Origin of the sequence: Kumtagia ephedrae (genome assembly GCF_003012745.1) — a bacterium.
GTDB lineage: Bacteria > Pseudomonadota > Alphaproteobacteria > Rhizobiales > Rhizobiaceae > Kumtagia > Kumtagia ephedrae.
Genome location: NZ_PXYK01000020.1, coordinates 123,544 through 140,496 on the forward strand (window position 1 = coordinate 123,544; position 16,953 = coordinate 140,496).

Below are 16,953 nucleotides of genomic sequence, written 5' to 3' on the forward strand. Positions count from 1 at the left end.
CGATGATCAGGAAGGACGAACGTCGTCTTCGCGTCGGGGTGCTGGGCGCCGGGCCGATCGCCCAGTTCGCGCATTTCGAATCCTGCGCCAAGGCCAGGAACGCCGAGCTCTACGCCATCTGCGATGTCGCGCCCGATCTTCTCCAGCGCATGGGCGGTACCTGGGAGCCGCAAAAGCTCTATGACGATTACGACCGGATGCTCGCCGATCCCGAGCTGGAAGCGGTGATCGTCGCCACCTCCGACGCTTATCACGTGCCGATGTCGATCAAGGCGCTGGAGGCCGGCAAGCATGTGCTGTGCGAAAAACCGATCGGCGTCTCCGTCGAGGAAGGCGAACAACTCGCGGAGGCAGTGAGGCGGACGGGCAAAATCCTCCAGGTCGGCCATATGAAACGTTTCGACCAGCCGATCGAGGTGGCGCGCGATTTCATCCGCGACGAGATCGGCGAGGTGCTGGCGCTGAAGGCATGGTACTGCGATTCCACCCACCGCTACACCAACACGGACGCCGTGCAGCCGCTTCCGGTCACCAGCAAGCTGGCCAGAAAACCGTCCGGCAACCCGAAGGCCGATCTGCGGCAATATTTCATGCTGGCGCACGGCTCGCATCTGGTCGATACGGCGCGCTTCCTGTGCGGCGACATCGTCGCCGTGCGCGCCCGCCTTCACGAGCGTTTCGGCGCCTATTGCTGGTTCGTCGAGACGGAATTCGCCAGCGGCGCGCTCGGCCATCTCGACCTCACCGTCGCCGTGCGCATGGACTGGCACGAGGGTTTCCAGCTCTACGGCCAGAACGGCTCGGTGATCGCCAAAACCTTCAACCCCTGGTTCTTCCGCTCCAGCGAGGTGGAAATTTTTCACGAGAAAGACGCGACGATCAGAAAACCGCTCGGCGCCGACGGACATTTCTATCGCCGCCAGCTCGAGGGTCTTGCCGACACGGTGCTCACCGGGACGCCGATGCGCGGCGCCGACGTCGAGGACGGTATCGCCTCGATCCGCGCCATGGTGGCGATCGCCCGCTCGGTGGAAAGCGGCGAGCGCGTCGAGCTCGCCTCGGTGACGGGCGCAGTCTGATGCAGGTCGGGATTTTCGCGAAGACCTTTCCCGGCACCGATCCTGCCAGCGTGCTGGCAGCCGTGAGTGGGGCGGGTTATGCGACCACGCAGTTCAATCTCGCCTGCGCCGGCCTGTCCTCCATGCCGGACGTGGTACCGGCGGAAACGATAGCCGCGATAGCAAGAGCGGCCGAGACGACGGGCGTGTCGCTGGCGGCGCTCTCCGGCACCTACAACATGGCCCATCCCGACACGGCGGTGCGTGAAGACGGCCTACGCCGGCTGGCCGTGGTGATCGAGGCGGCGGCGACGCTGTCCATACCGCTGGTCACGCTGTGCACCGGCACCCGCGATCCCCATGATCAGTGGGCGCACCATCCGGACAACGCCGATTCCTCCGCCTGGGTCGACATGGCGCGCGAGATGGAAAAGGCGCTGGCGCTTGCAGAGCGGCACGGCGTCGACCTCGGCATCGAGCCGGAGCAGGCGAACATAGTCACGTCGGCCGCCGAGGCCATGCGCCTGATCGCCAATATGGGCTCCCGCAGGCTGAAGATCGTGCTCGACCCCGCGAACCTGTTCGAACGCGCGACACCTGGCCAGGCCCGCGCCGTCGTGGCGGATGCCGTGGAGCGCAGCGCCGGCCATGTCGCCGTGGCCCATGCGAAAGACCGCTTTGCCGACGGCCGCTTCGCCACCGCCGGGCATGGAATCGTCGACTTCTCCGATTTCGTCGCCCGGCTGAAAGCAACCGGCTTCGACGGCCCGCTGGTCACCCACGGCCTCTCCGCCGGGGAGGCGCCCGGCGTCGCCTGCTTCCTGAAGGAGCTGGTGCGATGACCGTCACCACGCTCGAACGCGGCGGCGCGCTGCTAAAAATCTTCGACCTTGGGCGAGGTCCGGCCGTGCTGCTCCAGCACGGTCTTGGCGGCGACGAGGCGCAGGTGGCGCAGACTTTTCCGGGATCGCTCTCCTGCCGGCGGCTGACGCTGGAGTGCCGGGGCCATGGCGGCTCCAGCCTCGGCGGCAAGCGTCCTTTCTCCTTCGCCATGTTCGCCGACGACATCGTCGCCGCCGCCGAGCAAGCGGGTATCGAGCGCTTCGTCGCCGGCGGCATTTCCATGGGCGCGGGCTTGGCGCTGCGCCTCGCCATCCGTCATCCGGATCGCGTGAGCGGGCTCCTCCTGGTGCGCCCCGCCTGGGCATTTTCCGCCGCTCCCGAAAACCTCGCGCCGATCGCCGAAGTCGCGCGGCTGGTGCGCAGCCACCCGCTCGCCGAGGCCCGCGCCAACTTCGAGCGGTCGCAGACGGCGGTGCGGCTGAAGGTTGAGGCTCCCGACAATCTGAACTCGCTGCTCGGCTATTTCGACCGTCCGGACATCCTTCGGTTCGCCGAGGTGCTGGAGGATATTTCCAGCGACGGGCCCGACGTCTCGGAACAGGATGCGGCCGCACTTGCCATCCCCACGCTGGTGATCGGCAACGAGCTGGACGCGATCCATCCGCTGCCGATGGCTCAAACACTTGCCGCCGCCATCCCCGGCGCCGCCATCCGAATCGTCACGCCCAAGGCGAGTGACAAGAACCGCCATTTCGCGGAGGTGCAGGCGGCGATCGCAGCCTTCCTGCGCAGCCATTTCGACATCCCCAACGGTGCATCCTCATGACGACCAAAACCCTTTCCGGCCGCGCCGCCATCGCCGCCCTGCCCCGCAACCGGCTCATCGGCGAGTTCTCGCTGTGGTCGGCCGACCTCGCCAACATGGAGCGCGACCTCAACCGCATCGAGGCGCATGTCGATCTCCAGCATATCGACGTCGCCGACGCCCGCTTCACGCCAGGCCTGCTGTTCTTCCCCGACTTCGTCGCGCGCATCGCGAACCTGACGGCGAAGCCGGTCCATGTTCATCTCATGGTCGAAGCGGACATCGTCGAGGAGCAAACCCGCCAGTTCATCGAGGCTGGCGCCGATCTGGTCAGCGTGCATGCCGAAAACGGCGAGGCTGGGCTGCGCGCGGTGCGGCTGGCGCGCGAGCGTGGCGCCGCGGCCGGCGTCGTGCTCAAGCTGGAGACGCCGGTCGAGGCGGTCAAACCGTTCCTCTCCGAGGTCGAGTTCGTCACCTTGCTCGGCACCTCCATCGGCATAAAGGGCGTCGGCCTTGCCGACAATGCCTGCGACCGGCTGATCGCCGCGCGCAAGCTGCTACGGGAAGCCGGCCGCGAAGCCGAGGTCGTGCTCGCTGCCGACGGCGGCATCCGTGACGAGACGGTGCCGCGGCTGCGCGCCGCCGGTGCCGAGACGGTCGTGCTGGGATCGCTCGCCTTCGGCGCCCCCGACCTCGCGCAACGGATGGCCTGGCTGCACAGGCTGAAGGTCGCCGCCTGATGCCAAAGGTCGCCCTCGCCTTCGACCTCGGCGGCACTGAGCTGCGCGGCGCGCTCGTCGAGAGCGGCGGGCGCATCCTCGCTTCCGCCTCGGCGCCGACACTGGCGCTGGCCGGATCGGAAGCGGTGATCGGCCAGATCGTCGGGCTCGCCGGCGAGTTGCGGGCGATGCGGCCGGATGCGGAGGTGGCGGGCATCGGGCTCGGCGCGCCGGGTCCGCTCGATCCAAAGGCCGGCATCGTCATCGGCCCGCCGACGCTGGCGGGCTGGCACGAGGTGCCGCTGATGGACATCCTCATCAGCCGGTTCGGCCTGCCGGTGCGGCTCGAAAACGATGCCAACGCCGCCGCGCTGGGCGAATTGCGCTTCGGCGCCGGGCGCGGAGCGGAGTCGCTGGTCTTCGTCACCGTATCGACCGGCATCGGCGGCGGCGTCATCGCCGAAGGCCGTCTCTACCATGGCCGGCGCGGGCTCGCCGCCGAGATCGGCCACATGACCATCACCGGCGAGGGCGAGCGCTGCTTCTGCGGCGCCGTAGGCTGCTTCGAGGCCGTCGCCTCCGGCACGGCGCTCGGTCGCCGCGCCACGGCGCTGTCCGCATCCGGCGACGGCTCGCCTATGCGGCGGCTATCGGCGAACGGCGACGTCACGGCGCGGCATGTGGTCGAGGCGGCGCGCGCCGGCGACCATGCGGCGCTGGCGCTGATCGAGGACGAGGCGCAGTGGCTCGGCATCGGCTTCACCAACCTGCTGCATCTCTATTCGCCGGACGTGCTGGTGATGGGCGGCGGTCTTGCCAACGGCTTCGACCTGCTGATCGGCACTCTCCGGCGGACCGTCAGCCGGCGTGCGATGCCCGCCTATCGCGATGTCCCCATCATGCCTGCGCAGCTCGGCGGCAATGCCGGGTTGGTGGGCGCCGCCAGCCTGATCCTGTGGGAAGGCGAGCCCGGCGCACCGATCGCGATCGTGCAGGACGAGGACGCATCCGAAAACCCCGTTTCCGGCGAGGCACACCATGGCTGAACTCAAGCTGCGCGGCGCGCGCAAGTCGTACGGCGCCGTCGAGATCATCAAGGGCGTCGACCTTGACGTCGAAGACCGCGAGTTCGTGGTCTTCGTCGGCCCGTCAGGCTGCGGAAAATCGACGCTGCTGCGCATGATAGCCGGTCTGGAAAAGATCACCGCCGGGGATCTCGTCATCGACGGCGAGCGCGCCAACGACATCGATCCGTCCGAGCGCGGGCTCGCCATGGTGTTCCAGTCCTACGCGCTCTATCCGCATATGACGGTGGCCGAGAACATGGGCTTTGCCCTGAAGATCGCCGGCGTGTCCCTGGAGGAGCGGAGCCGCAAGGTGCTGGAGGCAGCCGAAGCTCTGCAGCTTTCGCAACTGCTCGACCGCCGGCCCAAGGAACTGTCGGGCGGCCAGCGCCAGCGCGTCGCCATCGGCCGCGCCATCGTGCGCAATCCGAAAGTGTTCCTGTTCGACGAGCCGCTGTCCAACCTCGACGCCGCCTTGCGCGTCAGCATGCGGCTCGAGCTGATGCGCCTGCACGAGCAACTGGCCGCCACCATGATCTACGTCACCCACGACCAGATCGAGGCGATGACCATGGCCGACAAGATCGTGGTGCTGAACGGCGGCCAGATCGAGCAGGTCGGCTCGCCGCTCGACCTCTACCACCGGCCAGCGAACATTTTCGTCGCCGGCTTCATCGGCTCGCCCAAGATGAATTTCTTGACGACGGCGGTGGCTTCGACCGGCCCCGACGGCGTGTCGGTCACGTTGCCCGGCGGCCACACGATTACCGTTCCCGCCACCGCCGATACGGTCAGTGTCGGCGACGAGGTGCTGCTCGGCATCCGCCCGGAACATCTGCGCGTGGCGCCGGACGGGCAGTTCAGGGGCGAGGCCATGCTCGCCGAAAGACTGGGCAGCCTGACCATCCTGCATGTGAAGGTCGCACCTGAGGTTACGCTGGTCGTGCAGGCAGACGGCGGCGACGCGACGCCTCTCCATAGTCCGATCGCCCTGGATATCGCCCCGGCGTCCTGCCACCTCTTCCGCCAGGATGGGCAGGCCTTGCCTTCGCTCCACGCGAAGTAGCGGCGGCAGGCATTGGCGGACGTCGGCCATCAGGCTGACATGAGGGCTGGCCACCGCCGGCGCTGCAGCCGATCCGATTGATTGAGCAGCGCGAGCGGTTCGTCGCCAAAAATCGCGGAAGTCCGCTCGTTAGCCCTGACCTACCATGCATGACTCGTCCGAAGACGGATCATTTGCCGTCGGATCGAGTTCGCGATTCCGAGGCAGGGCTCCCGCGCGTGTGGTCGGCTAAGCCGCTGGGAATGCCCAGCTTTCACTTGCCTCGCCGGCGCTTCCGGGTAGGGAGCGAGGCATCCTGTCCACCAACAAAGACACGAACGCAACCCGCAACACATTGCAAAAAATAGAAAAACATGATTATATTGAATGAGCGTTCAAACAAAACAGAGCCTATTATGAACCTGCACAGCCGTGACGTGGCCATCCCCAACGATTGGGACCGCCGGGGGTTGCCGGGCTGGAGCTATCATAGCCCCGCTCTTCTCGACCTGGAGAAGGAACACGTCTTCCGCAATCACTGGCAGATCGTCGGCCACGTCTCCGACGTGCCCAATGCCGGCGACTACCTCGCCATGGACGTCGTCGGCGAACGCGCCCTGGTCGTGCGCGGCAAGGACGGCGTGGTGCGGGCCTTCCACAACATGTGCCGGCATCGCGGCTCCCGCGTCGTCGCCGAGGACAAGGGCACCTGCCGCAATGCGCTGGTCTGCCCCTTCCACGGCTGGGTCTATAATCTCGACGGCACCCTGCGCGGCGCGGCGCGGCCGGGCTCCTTTCCGGATCTCGACAAGGCCGAGTTCGGGCTGTCGCCGCTCGAGCTTGAGATCTGGATGGGCTTCATCTTCGTACGCTTCCGACAAGGGCCGCAACCCTCGGTCGCCGAACTCCTCAGTCCGGTCGAGGCGGAGATCGCCCCTTACGGTATTGCCGGCATGGTGCCGGCCTATGGCGTGTGGACGCAGAAGACACCGGTCAACTGGAAGTCGGTGCGTGACGTCGACAACGAGGGCTACCATGTCGCCATGGCGCACCCGGCCCTGCAGGATCTCTACGGCGCGACCTATTTCGACGAGCCCTTCGCCAACGGCGTTTCGCGCTCCTTCGCCACCTACAATCCGCATGCCGGGCGGCGTTGGAGCGTGCGCAACTATGTCCGCATCGCGCCCCAGCCGGAGCGCCTGCCTGAGACTCTGCGCAAGGCCTGGATCTATTACGGCCTCTTCCCCAACGCGGTGATCGCCGTCACGCCGGAGACGGCGCAGTTCTACCAGGAATTCCCGCTCTCCACCGGTCAGACGCTGCTGCGCGGCGCCATATACCGCTATGCCGACGAGACGCGCCAGCAGGCGGCGGCGCGCTATCTGGCCTGGCGCATCGACCGCGAGACCACCGCCGAGGACATCCAGCTCACCGTGTGGTCGAACGAATCCATGCTGTCGGATGCTTTCTCCGGCTTCTATCTGTCCGATCTCGAATACGGCGTGCGCAGCCACCACGACCATTTGCGCGGGCTCCTGCCGGTGCTGGAACTGGAGACGGCGCCGGAGGAGAAGGATATGTGGGGGCTCAACGAGGCGCTTCGGTCCCGCTCCTGACCGCATCGACCGCCATTTCGACGGCTTCTCCGGAAAAGGACATTGCGTGTCCCGCCTGCGCGAGTATCCCGCGGAAGCGGGCATTGCCGTGCAGGCTGCGGAACGCCGAATCGATCTTTATACCTAGGCTGTCCGGCTCGCGCTCGGCGACGGCGAGCGCGAGATGGGTGAGGGCCGGCTCGGTCCGGTCGAGAAACGCCAGCGTGCGCGCGACCTTGTAGGCCGATACCTTGCCCTGCGCATGCTGCCCAAGCTGTTCGGCCAGCATCGCCTCCAGCAGGCCTTCCCGGCCATCGGCGGCATAGCCCTGCTGCGCCGCCCGGTAGATCTTCGCCATGCCCTCCTCCCCGACGATCCGCGCCGCTTCCAGTGATTCAGCGAGCGACTCCCGGTAGCGGCCCTGGTCGAAATAGATGTCGGCGAGATAGAAATGCGGCGCCGGATAGTCCGGGGCGCTTTCAGCGAATTCCCTCAGTAGCCTGCCGGATTCCTCCACTTGACCGGCGTGATACAGGATGAGCGCCTTGTTGGCGAGGATGGCCGTGAGTTCGGATCGCGTTCCTGGGCCCGGCGAATGGCGTCGAGCGCCACGTCAAAGGCACCCGTCTGCATGGTCGTCAACGCCAGCCAGTGATTGTTGTCGGGCGAGCCGGGATCCAGTTCGAGGGCGCGGTCGAACAGCGCCCGCGAGCGAACGAAGTCGCGGTCCCAGTAGAAGACCGTGAAGCCTAGCGCCGCATGCGCCGCGGCAAGGTTCTGGTCGAGCTTCCAGCTCGGAGGGATAGGCATAGACCGACGCCCGCGTCTGGCCCGGCACGCGATGCACCGGCAGGCCGCGTTCTGCCTCCCAGCGCTTCACCGTCCGCTCGTCGCGGCCGAAGAAGCTGGCGATCTCCTTCCAGCTCTTCAGCGGCCTTTCCGCCCCGTTGCGCCCGTCCAGCGCCGCCATGTCCACCCAGATGCCCCGATATGCCCCGCATTGCCATCAGCAATGCGTCGCGCAGGCAAGTAGATTTTCGGCGTGCCGATTCGGAACGCCCTGCGTGCGCAGGCGCGGCGGACCCGCAGACCCGTGATCGGCGCCCGGCCCCAATGGCGCCGCGCCGCGCTCCCTTCGCAAGCTCAGGCCGAAGGGAGCGCGGCAACTTTCATTGATAGGGGAGGAGCGCCCGGCGGGCGGCGCGGGCATGATCACCCTTGCCAGACACCTTCCGTGGCGAGATCGTCCATGGTCCGCGAAATGCCCTCGCGCAGGATCGCCACCATGTCGTCGATCTGGCTGCGCGAAATGATCAGCGGCGGCGACATCACGCACATGTGGATGAGCGGCCGCACCAGCAGGCCGAGCGAGTGGCAGTGCGCGTCGATGCGTTTTCCCACTTCGTAGTCGAGCTTCAGCGGATCGTTGCTCTCCCGATCGGCGACGCATTCAACGCAGGCCATCAGGCCTACGCCGCGCACCTCGCCGACCAGCGGCAGTTCCTCCAAAGTCTTCAGCCGCTCCTGAAAATACGGCGCAACGGCACGCGCATGGTCGAGGATGCCGCCTTCGAGCAGGTCGAGATTGGCGAGCGCCACCGCGCAGCCGACCGGGTGGCTGGTGTAGGTCAGCCCGTGCGCATACATGGCATCCGGGTGGTTGGAACGGCGCAGGTCGGCGAGCAGCCGTTCCGACACCAGCATCCCGCCGAGCGGAAAATAGCCGGAAGTCACGCCCTTGGCGAAGGTGATGATGTCGGGATCGATGCCGAACACGTCCTGCGAGGCGAATATCTCGCCGAGCCGGCCGAAACCCGTCACCACCTCGTCCGACACGTAAAGAATGTCGTTGTCGCGGCAGATTTCACGGATACGCGGCAGGTAGCCCGGCGGCGGCACGATCACTCCGCCGGATGCCTGCACCGGTTCGCCGACAAAAGCGCCGATCTTGTCGGCGCCGATCCGCGCCACCGTTTCGGCGAACTCGTCGACGAGCTGGTCGGCGAACGCCTCCACTGTCATGCCCTCGGGGCGACGGAATGGGTCCGGCGACGACAGCTTTACCACCAGCCCGTCGGCGACATCCATCCAGTCGCGATCGCGCGGGCGGCCGTTGAGCGAGGCCGACAGATAGGTCGAGCCGTGATAGGCGCCGCCGCGCGACAGCAGCAGCTTCTTCTCCGGCCAACCGCGCACGTTGTTGTAGAACTGCATGAAGCGCAGCGCGCTTTCCACCGCCGACGATCCCCCGGTCGTAAAGAACACATGACTGAGGTCGCCCGGCGCGTGAGCCGCGATGCGCTCGGCAAGCACCGCCGACGGCTCGTTCATCGTGTACCAGGGCGTGTTGTAGGAGAGCCGCATCGCCTGCTCGTACATCACCCCAGCCAGTTCCTCGCGGCGATGACCGGCATTGACGCACCACATGCCGGCCGGCCCGTCGATCAGCCGCCTGCCCTCGCCATCGGTGACGTAGATGCCGTCGCCGCTGCCGATCAGGCCGCGTGCCTCGCTGCCGATGGAGCCGGCATAAGGCCACGGCTGCACGAGATGGCGCCTCGCCAGTTCTTCCGCGTCCGCCTCCGGGGCCTGTCGCTCGAAGCTGCTGTCCCTGACCGCCGCCATATCGATCTCCTTTTCTCCGGCATCCGGACCGGCGACGCATTTAAATAGCCGTAAAAAATACGTTATCGAATTCTTTCTGAATATCCGTTCAATCAATATTCCAGAAATGCGGCTTGATTTCAATCCGCTCTTGCGCTCATGATGACGGAAAGCCCGGAAACAAGGGAACGCCCGGCCGGCATGAGAGCAGCCATGGAACGTGAGTTCACGCGATCCGCGACAGGCGAGCCGTTGCAATGACGGCTGCCGCGGAAGGGGAAATCGCGTACCGCAAGGCGCGGCCCGGCTCGAAACCCCTTCTGCAATCGGAAACTGCCCGCGGCCTGGCGCTGGTCAGTCCACCCCTGCTCTACGCGCTCGTGCTGCTGGTCGTGCCGATCCTAGTGGTGATCGCCCACAGCTTCTGGACCCAGAACTATCTCACCATCGACCGGACCTTCACGCTCGAACAGTACCGCATCGCTCTGACCGAGCCGATCTATCGTGACCTGCTGCTGCGCTCGCTGTTCATCTCCTTCTCGGTCAGCGTTCTCACGGTCGCGCTCGCCTATCCGATCGCCTACTACATCTCCTTCCGCGGTGGCCGGTACAAGAGCCTCTGGCTGTTCCTGATCACCATCCCGTTCTGGACCAGCTACCTGCTGCGCGTCATGTCGTGGAAGGTGATCCTCGGCTACAACGGCGTGCTGAATTCCGGCCTGCTCGGCCTCGGCATCATCGACGAACCGTCGACGGCGCTGCTCTACAATTCAAGTGCCGTGATCATCACGCTGACCCATGCCTGGGCCGCCTTCGCCATCCTGCCGATCTTCGTGTCGCTGGAGAAGGTCGACCGCACGCTGATCGAGGCCGCCACCGACCTCGGCGACGGCCCCATCCGCAGCTTCCTGCGGGTAACGCTGCCGCTGTCGATGCCCGGCGTCATTTCGGCACTGCTGATCGTCATGATCCCGACCGTCGGTGACTACGTCACGCCGAAGCTCGTCGGCGGCAAGGACGGCGTGATGATCTCCAACGCCATCCAGGCGCAATTCGGCAAGGCGCTGAACTGGCCGCTCGGCGCGGCGCTGTCGGTCACCACGATGGTGGTGGTGACCGCGATGGCGGCGGCCTCGGTCCTCCTGCTCAAGCTGGCGGCGAGGCGTGCCCGATGAAACGCCTGCTCGAACGATGGCTGCCGGCCTATGCCATTCTTTACGTGATCTTCCTCTATCTGCCGGTACTTCTGCTGCCGGTCTTCTCGATCAACGCGTCGGCGGTGCCGAAATTTCCGCTCACCGGCTATACGCTCAAATGGTACGAGGAACTGCCGCGCACCCAGGCTCTGCTCGACGCGGCGTGGAACAGCCTCGTCGTCGGCGTCGCCTCCGCCATGCTGGCAACGGTGCTCGGCATCTGCGCGGCGCGCGCCATCACCCGCTACCGTTTTCCCGGACGCGGGACGGCCCATGGCCTGATCATGGCGCCGCTGGTCCTGCCGGAGATCATCGTCGCAGTCTCGATGCTGCTGGTGCTTCTGCGGCTTGGCCTCAGCCTGTCGCTGTTCACCGTCGTGCTGGGGCACATCCTGATCTGCATTCCCTATTCCGTCAGCGTGCTGACGGCGGCCTTCGAGGGTTTCGACGCGAGCCTGGAGGAGGCCTCGGCGGATCTCGGCGAGACGGCGTGGGGCACGTTCCGGCGCGTGACGCTGCCCATGGTGGCGCCGGCCATCATCTCGTCGCTGCTGGTCTCCTTCACCATCTCGCTCGACGATTTCATCATCGCCTTCTTCCTCGGCGGCACGGATGCGACCTTGCCGATCTACATCTGGGGCCAGTTGCGTTTCGCCGCAAAACTGCCCAGCGTGCTGGCGCTCGGCACGCTGCTGCTGGTTGGTTCCTTCGCCCTGCTCACCATTGCCGAAATCCTGCGCCGCCGCGCCGAGCGGCGCACCCAAGCGCCGGGGGTGTCCCTTGCCTGACCGTACCATGATCGAAATCAGGAACGTCACCCGCAGCTACGGGACGTTCAAGGCCCTGGACGACGCCAATCTCGCCATTCGCGAGGGCGAGTTCTTTTCGCTGCTCGGCCCATCCGGCTGCGGCAAGACCACGCTGCTCAGGATGATCGCCGGCTTCGATACCCCGACCGGCGGCTCGATCCTCGTCGACGGCCAGCCGATGGATGGCATTCCGGCCAACCGCCGCCCCACCAACATGGTGTTCCAGAGCTATGCCATCTTCCCGCATTTGAACGTCGAGCAGAACGTCGCCTATGGGCTCAAGCGCATGAAGCTCGAGGCCGCGGAAGAAAAGCGCCGCGTCGAGGAAGCGCTGGCCATGGTGTCGCTCGCCGGGCTGGGCAAGCGGGGCGCCACCGAACTCTCCGGCGGCCAAAGGCAGCGCGTCGCGCTGGCGCGAGCCCTGGTGATGCGGCCAAAGGTTCTGCTGCTCGACGAGCCGCTGTCGGCACTCGACAAGAAGCTGCGCGAGCAGATGCAGGTCGAGTTGCGCCGGCTGCAGAAGGCCGTCGGCATCACCTTCATCCTGGTCACCCACGACCAGTACGAAGCGCTCGCCATGTCAGACCGCATCGCCGTCATGTTCGGCGGAAAAATCGCGCAGGTGGCGGCCCCAAAGGAAATCTATCAGCGGCCGGTCAACCGCCAGGTGGCGGATTTTCTGGGCGGCATGAATTTCATCAAGGCCGAGATCGTCGACGACGCCGGCACGTCCATCGTCGTCGACACGCTGGGCTTCGGCCGCGTCAGGACTGACAAACCGGCCGCCTATGTCAAGAACGGCTCGGCCGCGACCATCGGCATCCGCCCCGAGCGGCTGCGCGTCCTGTGGGACGATGCCAGCGCCAGGCACGAGGTGGCGGGCACGGTCGTGGAACGGCATTATTTCGGCGAGATCACCCACCTCGTCGTCGAGGTGCCCGGCATGGACAAGCCGTTGTCAGTCACCGAGACCAACGATTTCGGCGCCGACGACCTGCCGCTCGGCGCGCCGATCCGGCTGGGCTACGATCCCGACGCGCTGGTCGCCATGGCGGATTGAAGGGATTCGATCACGCCGATCGCCGCCGCCCTGCCGGCGACGATGGCGCCCTCGATGTAGCCGGGAAAAGACGGCGACAGTTCCGACGAGGCGAATGCCACGGAGGACAGACCGCGCCGCAGGATGGCTTCGGCGTCCTTCGCCGAAAAATCCATGATCGTGTCGGAATAGCCGCCGCCGCTCCATTTGTCGTCCGTCCAGTCGCGCATCGTGACGTCGAGCGGCGTCTTCGCCTCGTGCCCTAACGCCGCGCGGAGCTTTTCCAGGATCGCCAGCTTGACAGCCTCATGCCCCATCCGCCGCCAACGCTCGGCAAGGCTGCCCCCGGCGAAAACGACGATCGCCGCGTGATCGTCGTCGCGGCTTGCGTCGCAGGCATAAAGACCCAGCGGATCGAGGAAGAACACACTGCCGCTCAGCCCCTTGTCGCGCCAGAACGGTCTTTCGTAGCGCAGCAGCGCCTTAATCACCTTGCCGCTGCGCCACACCGAAGTCGCCTGACAGAGCTCGACCGGGAGCGGCGGATCGTAGGTGAGCCGGCGCGCCATCACCGGCGGCACGGCGAGGATGGCGTGTTCGGCCTCGTAGAGCCCCGCGTCCGTGCGGAGGCTGACTTTCCCCGGACCGTGCCGGATGCTGCGTACCGCCTCGCCGAGGCGCAGCCCTGAGCCGAGTTGGTGCCCGAGATCCTCGGCCAGCGAATGCATCGTCTCCTTCAGGAAATATTGCAACTCAGGCGCCTCGTTGGTGATGCGCCGGTCGTTGGAAACGAAATACCAGAGCGGCAGAAGGTCCGCCGGCTGGCACCACAGGCCCTCGATCGAACCGAGGAAGGCCCATTGCGCGTCATGCGCGTCGGGCTGCGCCTCCGCCCAGCCGCGCACCGAGAGGTTGGCGATGGCAGGATCGTCGGGGTCGAGAGCGTTCGCCCGGTCACGGATCCTCGCGGAACGGCGGTAAAGGTCTTCGACCGTGCCGACGATCGTCGCCGGCTCGATCAGCCACTTTCCAGGAAACAGCCCGTTCACCCGCGTCTTGCCATAGGCATCCGCCAGCGCCGAAATCTCCGGCATGTCGTCGCAGTAATACTGGCCGCCGACGTCAACGCGCTCGCCGAGCCCGTTCGACATCGATTCCACCCGTCCGCCGACCCGATCCCGTGCCTCGAGGACAACGACGTCGATCCCAGCCGCTTTGAGGACATGCGCTGCCGACAGGCCGGTGAACCCGGCTCCGATGACGATCACCTGCGACCGAACGACCCTCGCACTCAATTGCCTGCCCCCTGCCTGGCCATTCCGGCAGCCCGACCTGCCATTCCCGAGCGGCCACTCCCGGGCCGCTCCCCCTTGTCATTTTCCGATGACGCATGGTTAATGTCCATGGCCATGGTGCTGGCGCATCGGGATTTTGCCGACCTGGTGATTCCGCGGCGCCGATGTGGCCAACGCAGCCATTCCAGCCGGCCGGCCAAATCGGAGCCATTGTCGTCACAGCGTCGCGGCGCCCTTCCGCAGTCGCTTCGCGCCGAGTTTGGCCAATGCCTTCCGCACTTCACGCAGCTCGTTGTCCCACCCATCGCCGGGATTCATCGGGCTTTCGCTGGCGGCCCGCTGCAGCCCGCGCGCCTCCGATTCGATCTCCCTCAACCTCTCGATCTTCTGGCGGGTGTTGAGCGACCCGTCCTCGACGATCTCCCGCACCTTCATTTCCCTGAACGTAACCATCGATCGGCTCTCCAATTGGTCGCGGCAAAACGCACCGGAGCGGCCGTCGTTCCAGCGGCCACGGCCCACACGAAGGGAACTTCGGGAGGATGTTGATTGTTATTCCAGGGCCTTAGCCGCGCCGACCTCCCTGGCAGGCCGGAATAGGTCACAGGAGGATGCCGTGGAAAAGCATTTTACGAGAATCGCGAACGCCATCGCCTACGCGGCCGGCAAACCGGGGACCTTCATCCTCTGCGCCGGGATCATCATAGTGTGGGCAGTGAGCGGGCCGCTGTTCGGTTTCTCCGACACCTGGCAGCTGATCATCAACACCGGCACGACGATTATCACCTTCCTGATGGTGTTTTTGATCCAGAACACGCAGAACCGGGACAGCGCCGCCCTGCAGACCAAGCTCGACGAACTGATCCGCAGTTCCAAGGCAAAGAATCATTTCATCGGCATCGAGCACCTGACCGAGAGCGAGCTCGAGGAAATCCGCAAGAAGTGCGAAGAGGCAGCCGAGCGCGCCGGTGAGGCCGCGGAAGAGGCGCAAGAGGCCGCCGCCTGATCCATCGATGAAAAGGCCGGGAAAACCCCGGCCTCCAAAGGTATGCGACCGGGCCGCCGAGCGCCGGAAAAAACCGGCTCACGCCCCGCGTCGGCTCAGTACCCCGCCTTGATCTTCTCGAACTCGGCGATCATCTTCTGCTTCAGCTCCGCCGGCACAGGCGACTGGAACAGCGTCTTGTCCACGAATTTCTCGACATTGTCATAACCCTTCTCGGCCAGCACCTTCGGGTCGATCGACTGCATCGCCTTGGCGTTGGCGTGGCCATAGCCCCAGTCCGACAGCAGGAACTGCGCGACCGGATCGGTGTTGATCGAATTCAGGAAATCGTAGGTCTTGTCGATATTCCCCGGCGCGCCCTTCAGTCGGACATAGCCGCACACCCAGGTCGACAGACCCTCGTCTGTATCCTTTTTCGCCTTGATCGGCGCGCCGGCCAGTGCCGACTGCACGCTGGCGTCGTCCCAGGCCCAGGCGAGGTCGACCTCGCCGCCGCTCATCGCCTGCACGATGTCGGTATTGTCGGTCCAGTAGAGCCGCACGTTCTTGTGCACCTCGCGCAAAAAGTCCGACGCCTGCTTGAACTGCTCGTCGGTCATCTGCGTCCAGTCTTTCAGCCCGATGACCAGCGAGGCCAGCGCGTAGGCGTCGTCGACATTGTCGCCGATCGACACGCGATCCTTGAATTTCGGTTCGGCGAAGGCCTTCAGCGACTGGATGTCCTTCTCGTCGACCTTCTCCGAATTGTAGGTCACCAGCGTGTTGCCCCAGTCCCACGGCATGAACCAAGCGGTCCCGTCGGCCGTGGTGGCGAGATCCTTCATCGCCATGATGCCGGGGTTGAGGTCCTTCCAGGCCGCGATCTTGGATGTGTCGAGGGGTTCAATCAGCCCAGCGTCGCGCCACTTCACCACGCTCTGCGAGCAGGGATGCGCCAGGTCGGTCTTGAAGCCGGAGCGGATTTTCTCGAACGCCTCGTCCTCGTCGCCGAAGAAGGTGAAGGTCGGGGAATCGCCGTGTTTCGCCACATAGTCGGGATGGAACTGTTCGGCTTCGTAGCCGGACCAGTCGAAAATGGTCAGTTCCGAGTCCGCGGCGGCAACGAGTGCCGGCGCGGAAGCCGACAGCGTCGCGGCGAGTGCGACCGTCAAAATAATGCGTCGAGTAGAAGTCATTGTCGTTCCATCCTCTGTGGTTCTTGTTGTTCAGTCGACCTTTCTCGCCGGCGGCGCCTCGCGCTTGAAATGCCGCGGAAACGCCGAGGCGAGATAGTCGGATGCCGCATGCCGAGCGCTTTCGCGCGTGGCGTTTTCGGTGCCCATCATGAGGCGCAGCCACAGCCCCTCGAGCATGGCGCTCAGCCCCAGCGCCGTGGAAAACGCATCGAAGTCGTAGCCGCCGTCCTCCTTCAGCCGCCGGCAGAGATCTATGAAGACCTGCTGATAGGCCTCGTCATTGGCGCCGCACAGCATCTGGTAGGTCGGGCGCGACTTCGCCTCGCCCCAGAATGCGCACCAGGCGGCCAGCTTGCGCTTGTTGCAGATCGCACGGTCGAAATCGGCGGCCACCAGAGCGGCGAGCTGGCGTGCCGGATCGTCGCCGGCCTTTTCCAGCGCCGCGCGCCAATGCGCCGAATACTCGTCGGCCATGTATTGCAGCGTGGCGACGAGCAGCTTTTCCTTGCTCTCGAAATGGAAATTGACGATGCCGCGCGACAGGCCGGCGCCGTCGGCGACATCAGCCATCGTCGTTTCCGAATAGCCGCGCTTGGCGAGCGAATCGATCGTCGCCTCGATCAGCTGCTGCCGCCGCGTCTCCTTCGAGGCTTTTCGGCCGCGCCTTTCGCCGTCGGCTAGAGGTTCTTTCAGGGGTGCG

At 65.6% G+C, this 16,953-nt stretch carries 18 protein-coding genes; 11 read left to right on the forward strand and 7 right to left on the reverse strand.

Annotated elements, in window-relative coordinates:
- The first annotated feature begins 2 nt into the window (after window positions 1-2).
- The 7 genes from C7I84_RS20075 (at window position 3) to C7I84_RS20105 (ending at window position 7,150) form a co-directional block, all read left to right on the forward strand.
- Window positions 3-1,079: a Gfo/Idh/MocA family protein gene (locus C7I84_RS20075; RefSeq protein WP_106773997.1), complete on the forward strand. Its 1,077-nt coding sequence runs from the start codon at window positions 3-5 to the stop codon at window positions 1,077-1,079.
- Window positions 1,079-1,900 (forward strand): sugar phosphate isomerase/epimerase family protein, encoded by an 822-nt coding sequence (locus tag C7I84_RS20080; RefSeq protein WP_106773998.1) that lies wholly within the window; start codon window positions 1,079-1,081, stop codon window positions 1,898-1,900. The genes C7I84_RS20075 and C7I84_RS20080 overlap by 1 nt, the downstream gene beginning before the upstream one ends.
- Complete coding sequence (locus C7I84_RS20085; RefSeq protein WP_106773999.1) at window positions 1,897-2,727, forward strand: alpha/beta fold hydrolase; 831 nt, start codon at window positions 1,897-1,899, stop codon at window positions 2,725-2,727. Before C7I84_RS20080 ends, C7I84_RS20085 begins: the two co-directional genes overlap by 4 nt.
- Window positions 2,724-3,446: a ribulose-phosphate 3-epimerase gene (locus C7I84_RS20090; protein ID WP_106774000.1), complete on the forward strand. Its 723-nt coding sequence runs from the start codon at window positions 2,724-2,726 to the stop codon at window positions 3,444-3,446. The genes C7I84_RS20085 and C7I84_RS20090 overlap by 4 nt, the downstream gene beginning before the upstream one ends.
- Entirely contained in the window at window positions 3,446-4,471 is a 1,026-nt protein-coding gene (locus C7I84_RS20095; RefSeq protein WP_106774001.1) for an ROK family protein, read from the forward strand. Before C7I84_RS20090 ends, C7I84_RS20095 begins: the two co-directional genes overlap by 1 nt.
- The gene (locus C7I84_RS20100; protein WP_106774002.1) at window positions 4,464-5,555 is read left to right on the forward strand and encodes an ABC transporter ATP-binding protein; all 1,092 of its coding nucleotides are present in this window, start codon (window positions 4,464-4,466) and stop codon (window positions 5,553-5,555) included. Before C7I84_RS20095 ends, C7I84_RS20100 begins: the two co-directional genes overlap by 8 nt.
- Window positions 5,556-5,950: 395 nt before the next feature.
- Window positions 5,951-7,150 (forward strand): aromatic ring-hydroxylating oxygenase subunit alpha, encoded by a 1,200-nt coding sequence (locus tag C7I84_RS20105; RefSeq protein ID WP_106774003.1) that lies wholly within the window; start codon window positions 5,951-5,953, stop codon window positions 7,148-7,150.
- Here the strand turns inward: C7I84_RS20105 and C7I84_RS20110 are convergent.
- The 3 genes from C7I84_RS20110 to C7I84_RS20120 form a co-directional block, all read right to left on the reverse strand.
- A complete protein-coding gene (locus C7I84_RS20110) occupies window positions 7,122-7,646 on the reverse strand; it encodes a hypothetical protein (protein ID WP_106774004.1) in 525 nt (174 codons plus the stop codon). The genes C7I84_RS20105 and C7I84_RS20110 overlap by 29 nt on opposite strands.
- Window positions 7,622-7,939, reverse strand: a complete 318-nt coding sequence (locus C7I84_RS20115) for a tetratricopeptide repeat protein (protein WP_106774005.1) — start codon at window positions 7,937-7,939, stop codon at window positions 7,622-7,624. Before C7I84_RS20115 ends, C7I84_RS20110 begins: the two co-directional genes overlap by 25 nt.
- Window positions 7,940-8,341: 402 nt before the next feature.
- Entirely contained in the window at window positions 8,342-9,754 is a 1,413-nt protein-coding gene (locus C7I84_RS20120) for an aminotransferase (RefSeq protein ID WP_106774006.1), read from the reverse strand.
- Window positions 9,755-9,990: 236 nt separating this feature from the next.
- Between C7I84_RS20120 and C7I84_RS20125 the strand changes: the two genes are divergently transcribed.
- From C7I84_RS20125 to C7I84_RS20135, 3 genes are read left to right on the forward strand one after another with little or no spacing between them, the layout of a single operon-like run.
- Window positions 9,991-10,908: an ABC transporter permease gene (locus C7I84_RS20125; RefSeq protein WP_106774007.1), complete on the forward strand. Its 918-nt coding sequence runs from the start codon at window positions 9,991-9,993 to the stop codon at window positions 10,906-10,908.
- Window positions 10,905-11,717, forward strand: coding sequence for an ABC transporter permease (locus tag C7I84_RS20130; RefSeq protein ID WP_106774008.1), 813 nt, complete (start codon window positions 10,905-10,907; stop codon window positions 11,715-11,717). Before C7I84_RS20125 ends, C7I84_RS20130 begins: the two co-directional genes overlap by 4 nt.
- Before the next feature lie 7 nt (window positions 11,718-11,724).
- Window positions 11,725-12,798, forward strand: a complete 1,074-nt coding sequence (locus C7I84_RS20135) for an ABC transporter ATP-binding protein (protein ID WP_106774009.1) — start codon at window positions 11,725-11,727, stop codon at window positions 12,796-12,798.
- On the opposite strand, the gene C7I84_RS20140 is transcribed toward C7I84_RS20135, so the two are convergent.
- Together C7I84_RS20140 and C7I84_RS20145 are read right to left on the reverse strand one after the other, a co-directional pair.
- Window positions 12,762-14,072, reverse strand: coding sequence for a flavin monoamine oxidase family protein (locus C7I84_RS20140; RefSeq protein WP_106774010.1), 1,311 nt, complete (start codon window positions 14,070-14,072; stop codon window positions 12,762-12,764). The genes C7I84_RS20135 and C7I84_RS20140 overlap by 37 nt on opposite strands.
- Before the next feature lie 216 nt (window positions 14,073-14,288).
- Window positions 14,289-14,525, reverse strand: a complete 237-nt coding sequence (locus C7I84_RS20145; RefSeq protein ID WP_106774011.1) for a hypothetical protein — start codon at window positions 14,523-14,525, stop codon at window positions 14,289-14,291.
- A gap of 163 nt (window positions 14,526-14,688) precedes the next feature.
- Here C7I84_RS20145 and C7I84_RS20150 point away from each other — a divergent pair, with 163 nt between their 5' ends.
- Window positions 14,689-15,078, forward strand: coding sequence for a low affinity iron permease family protein (locus C7I84_RS20150; protein ID WP_106774012.1), 390 nt, complete (start codon window positions 14,689-14,691; stop codon window positions 15,076-15,078).
- A gap of 95 nt (window positions 15,079-15,173) precedes the next feature.
- Here C7I84_RS20150 and C7I84_RS20155 read toward each other — a convergent pair whose 3' ends face one another.
- Entirely contained in the window at window positions 15,174-16,253 is a 1,080-nt protein-coding gene (locus C7I84_RS20155) for a type 2 periplasmic-binding domain-containing protein (protein ID WP_106774013.1), read from the reverse strand.
- Window positions 16,254-16,283: 30 nt separating this feature from the next.
- Window positions 16,284-16,946: a transcriptional regulator BetI gene (gene betI, locus C7I84_RS20160; RefSeq protein WP_106774020.1), complete on the reverse strand. Its 663-nt coding sequence runs from the start codon at window positions 16,944-16,946 to the stop codon at window positions 16,284-16,286.
- Window positions 16,947-16,953: the final 7 nt, after the last annotated feature.

Coding starts and splice junctions, on each gene's coding strand:
- C7I84_RS20145 (WP_106774011.1), bottom strand. CDS start 14,525: ATGGTTACGTTCAGGGAAATGAAGGTGCGGGAGATCGTCGAGGACGGG.
- C7I84_RS20125 (WP_106774007.1), top strand. CDS start 9,991: ATGACGGCTGCCGCGGAAGGGGAAATCGCGTACCGCAAGGCGCGGCCC.
- C7I84_RS20135 (WP_106774009.1), top strand. CDS start 11,725: ATGATCGAAATCAGGAACGTCACCCGCAGCTACGGGACGTTCAAGGCC.
- C7I84_RS20120 (WP_106774006.1), bottom strand. CDS start 9,754: ATGGCGGCGGTCAGGGACAGCAGCTTCGAGCGACAGGCCCCGGAGGCG.
- C7I84_RS20095 (WP_106774001.1), top strand. CDS start 3,446: ATGCCAAAGGTCGCCCTCGCCTTCGACCTCGGCGGCACTGAGCTGCGC.
- C7I84_RS20100 (WP_106774002.1), top strand. CDS start 4,464: ATGGCTGAACTCAAGCTGCGCGGCGCGCGCAAGTCGTACGGCGCCGTC.
- C7I84_RS20080 (WP_106773998.1), top strand. CDS start 1,079: ATGCAGGTCGGGATTTTCGCGAAGACCTTTCCCGGCACCGATCCTGCC.
- C7I84_RS20155 (WP_106774013.1), bottom strand. CDS start 16,253: ATGACTTCTACTCGACGCATTATTTTGACGGTCGCACTCGCCGCGACG.
- C7I84_RS20075 (WP_106773997.1), top strand. CDS start 3: ATGATCAGGAAGGACGAACGTCGTCTTCGCGTCGGGGTGCTGGGCGCC.
- C7I84_RS20085 (WP_106773999.1), top strand. CDS start 1,897: ATGACCGTCACCACGCTCGAACGCGGCGGCGCGCTGCTAAAAATCTTC.
- C7I84_RS20130 (WP_106774008.1), top strand. CDS start 10,905: ATGAAACGCCTGCTCGAACGATGGCTGCCGGCCTATGCCATTCTTTAC.
- C7I84_RS20115 (WP_106774005.1), bottom strand. CDS start 7,939: ATGCCTATCCCTCCGAGCTGGAAGCTCGACCAGAACCTTGCCGCGGCG.
- C7I84_RS20090 (WP_106774000.1), top strand. CDS start 2,724: ATGACGACCAAAACCCTTTCCGGCCGCGCCGCCATCGCCGCCCTGCCC.
- C7I84_RS20105 (WP_106774003.1), top strand. CDS start 5,951: ATGAACCTGCACAGCCGTGACGTGGCCATCCCCAACGATTGGGACCGC.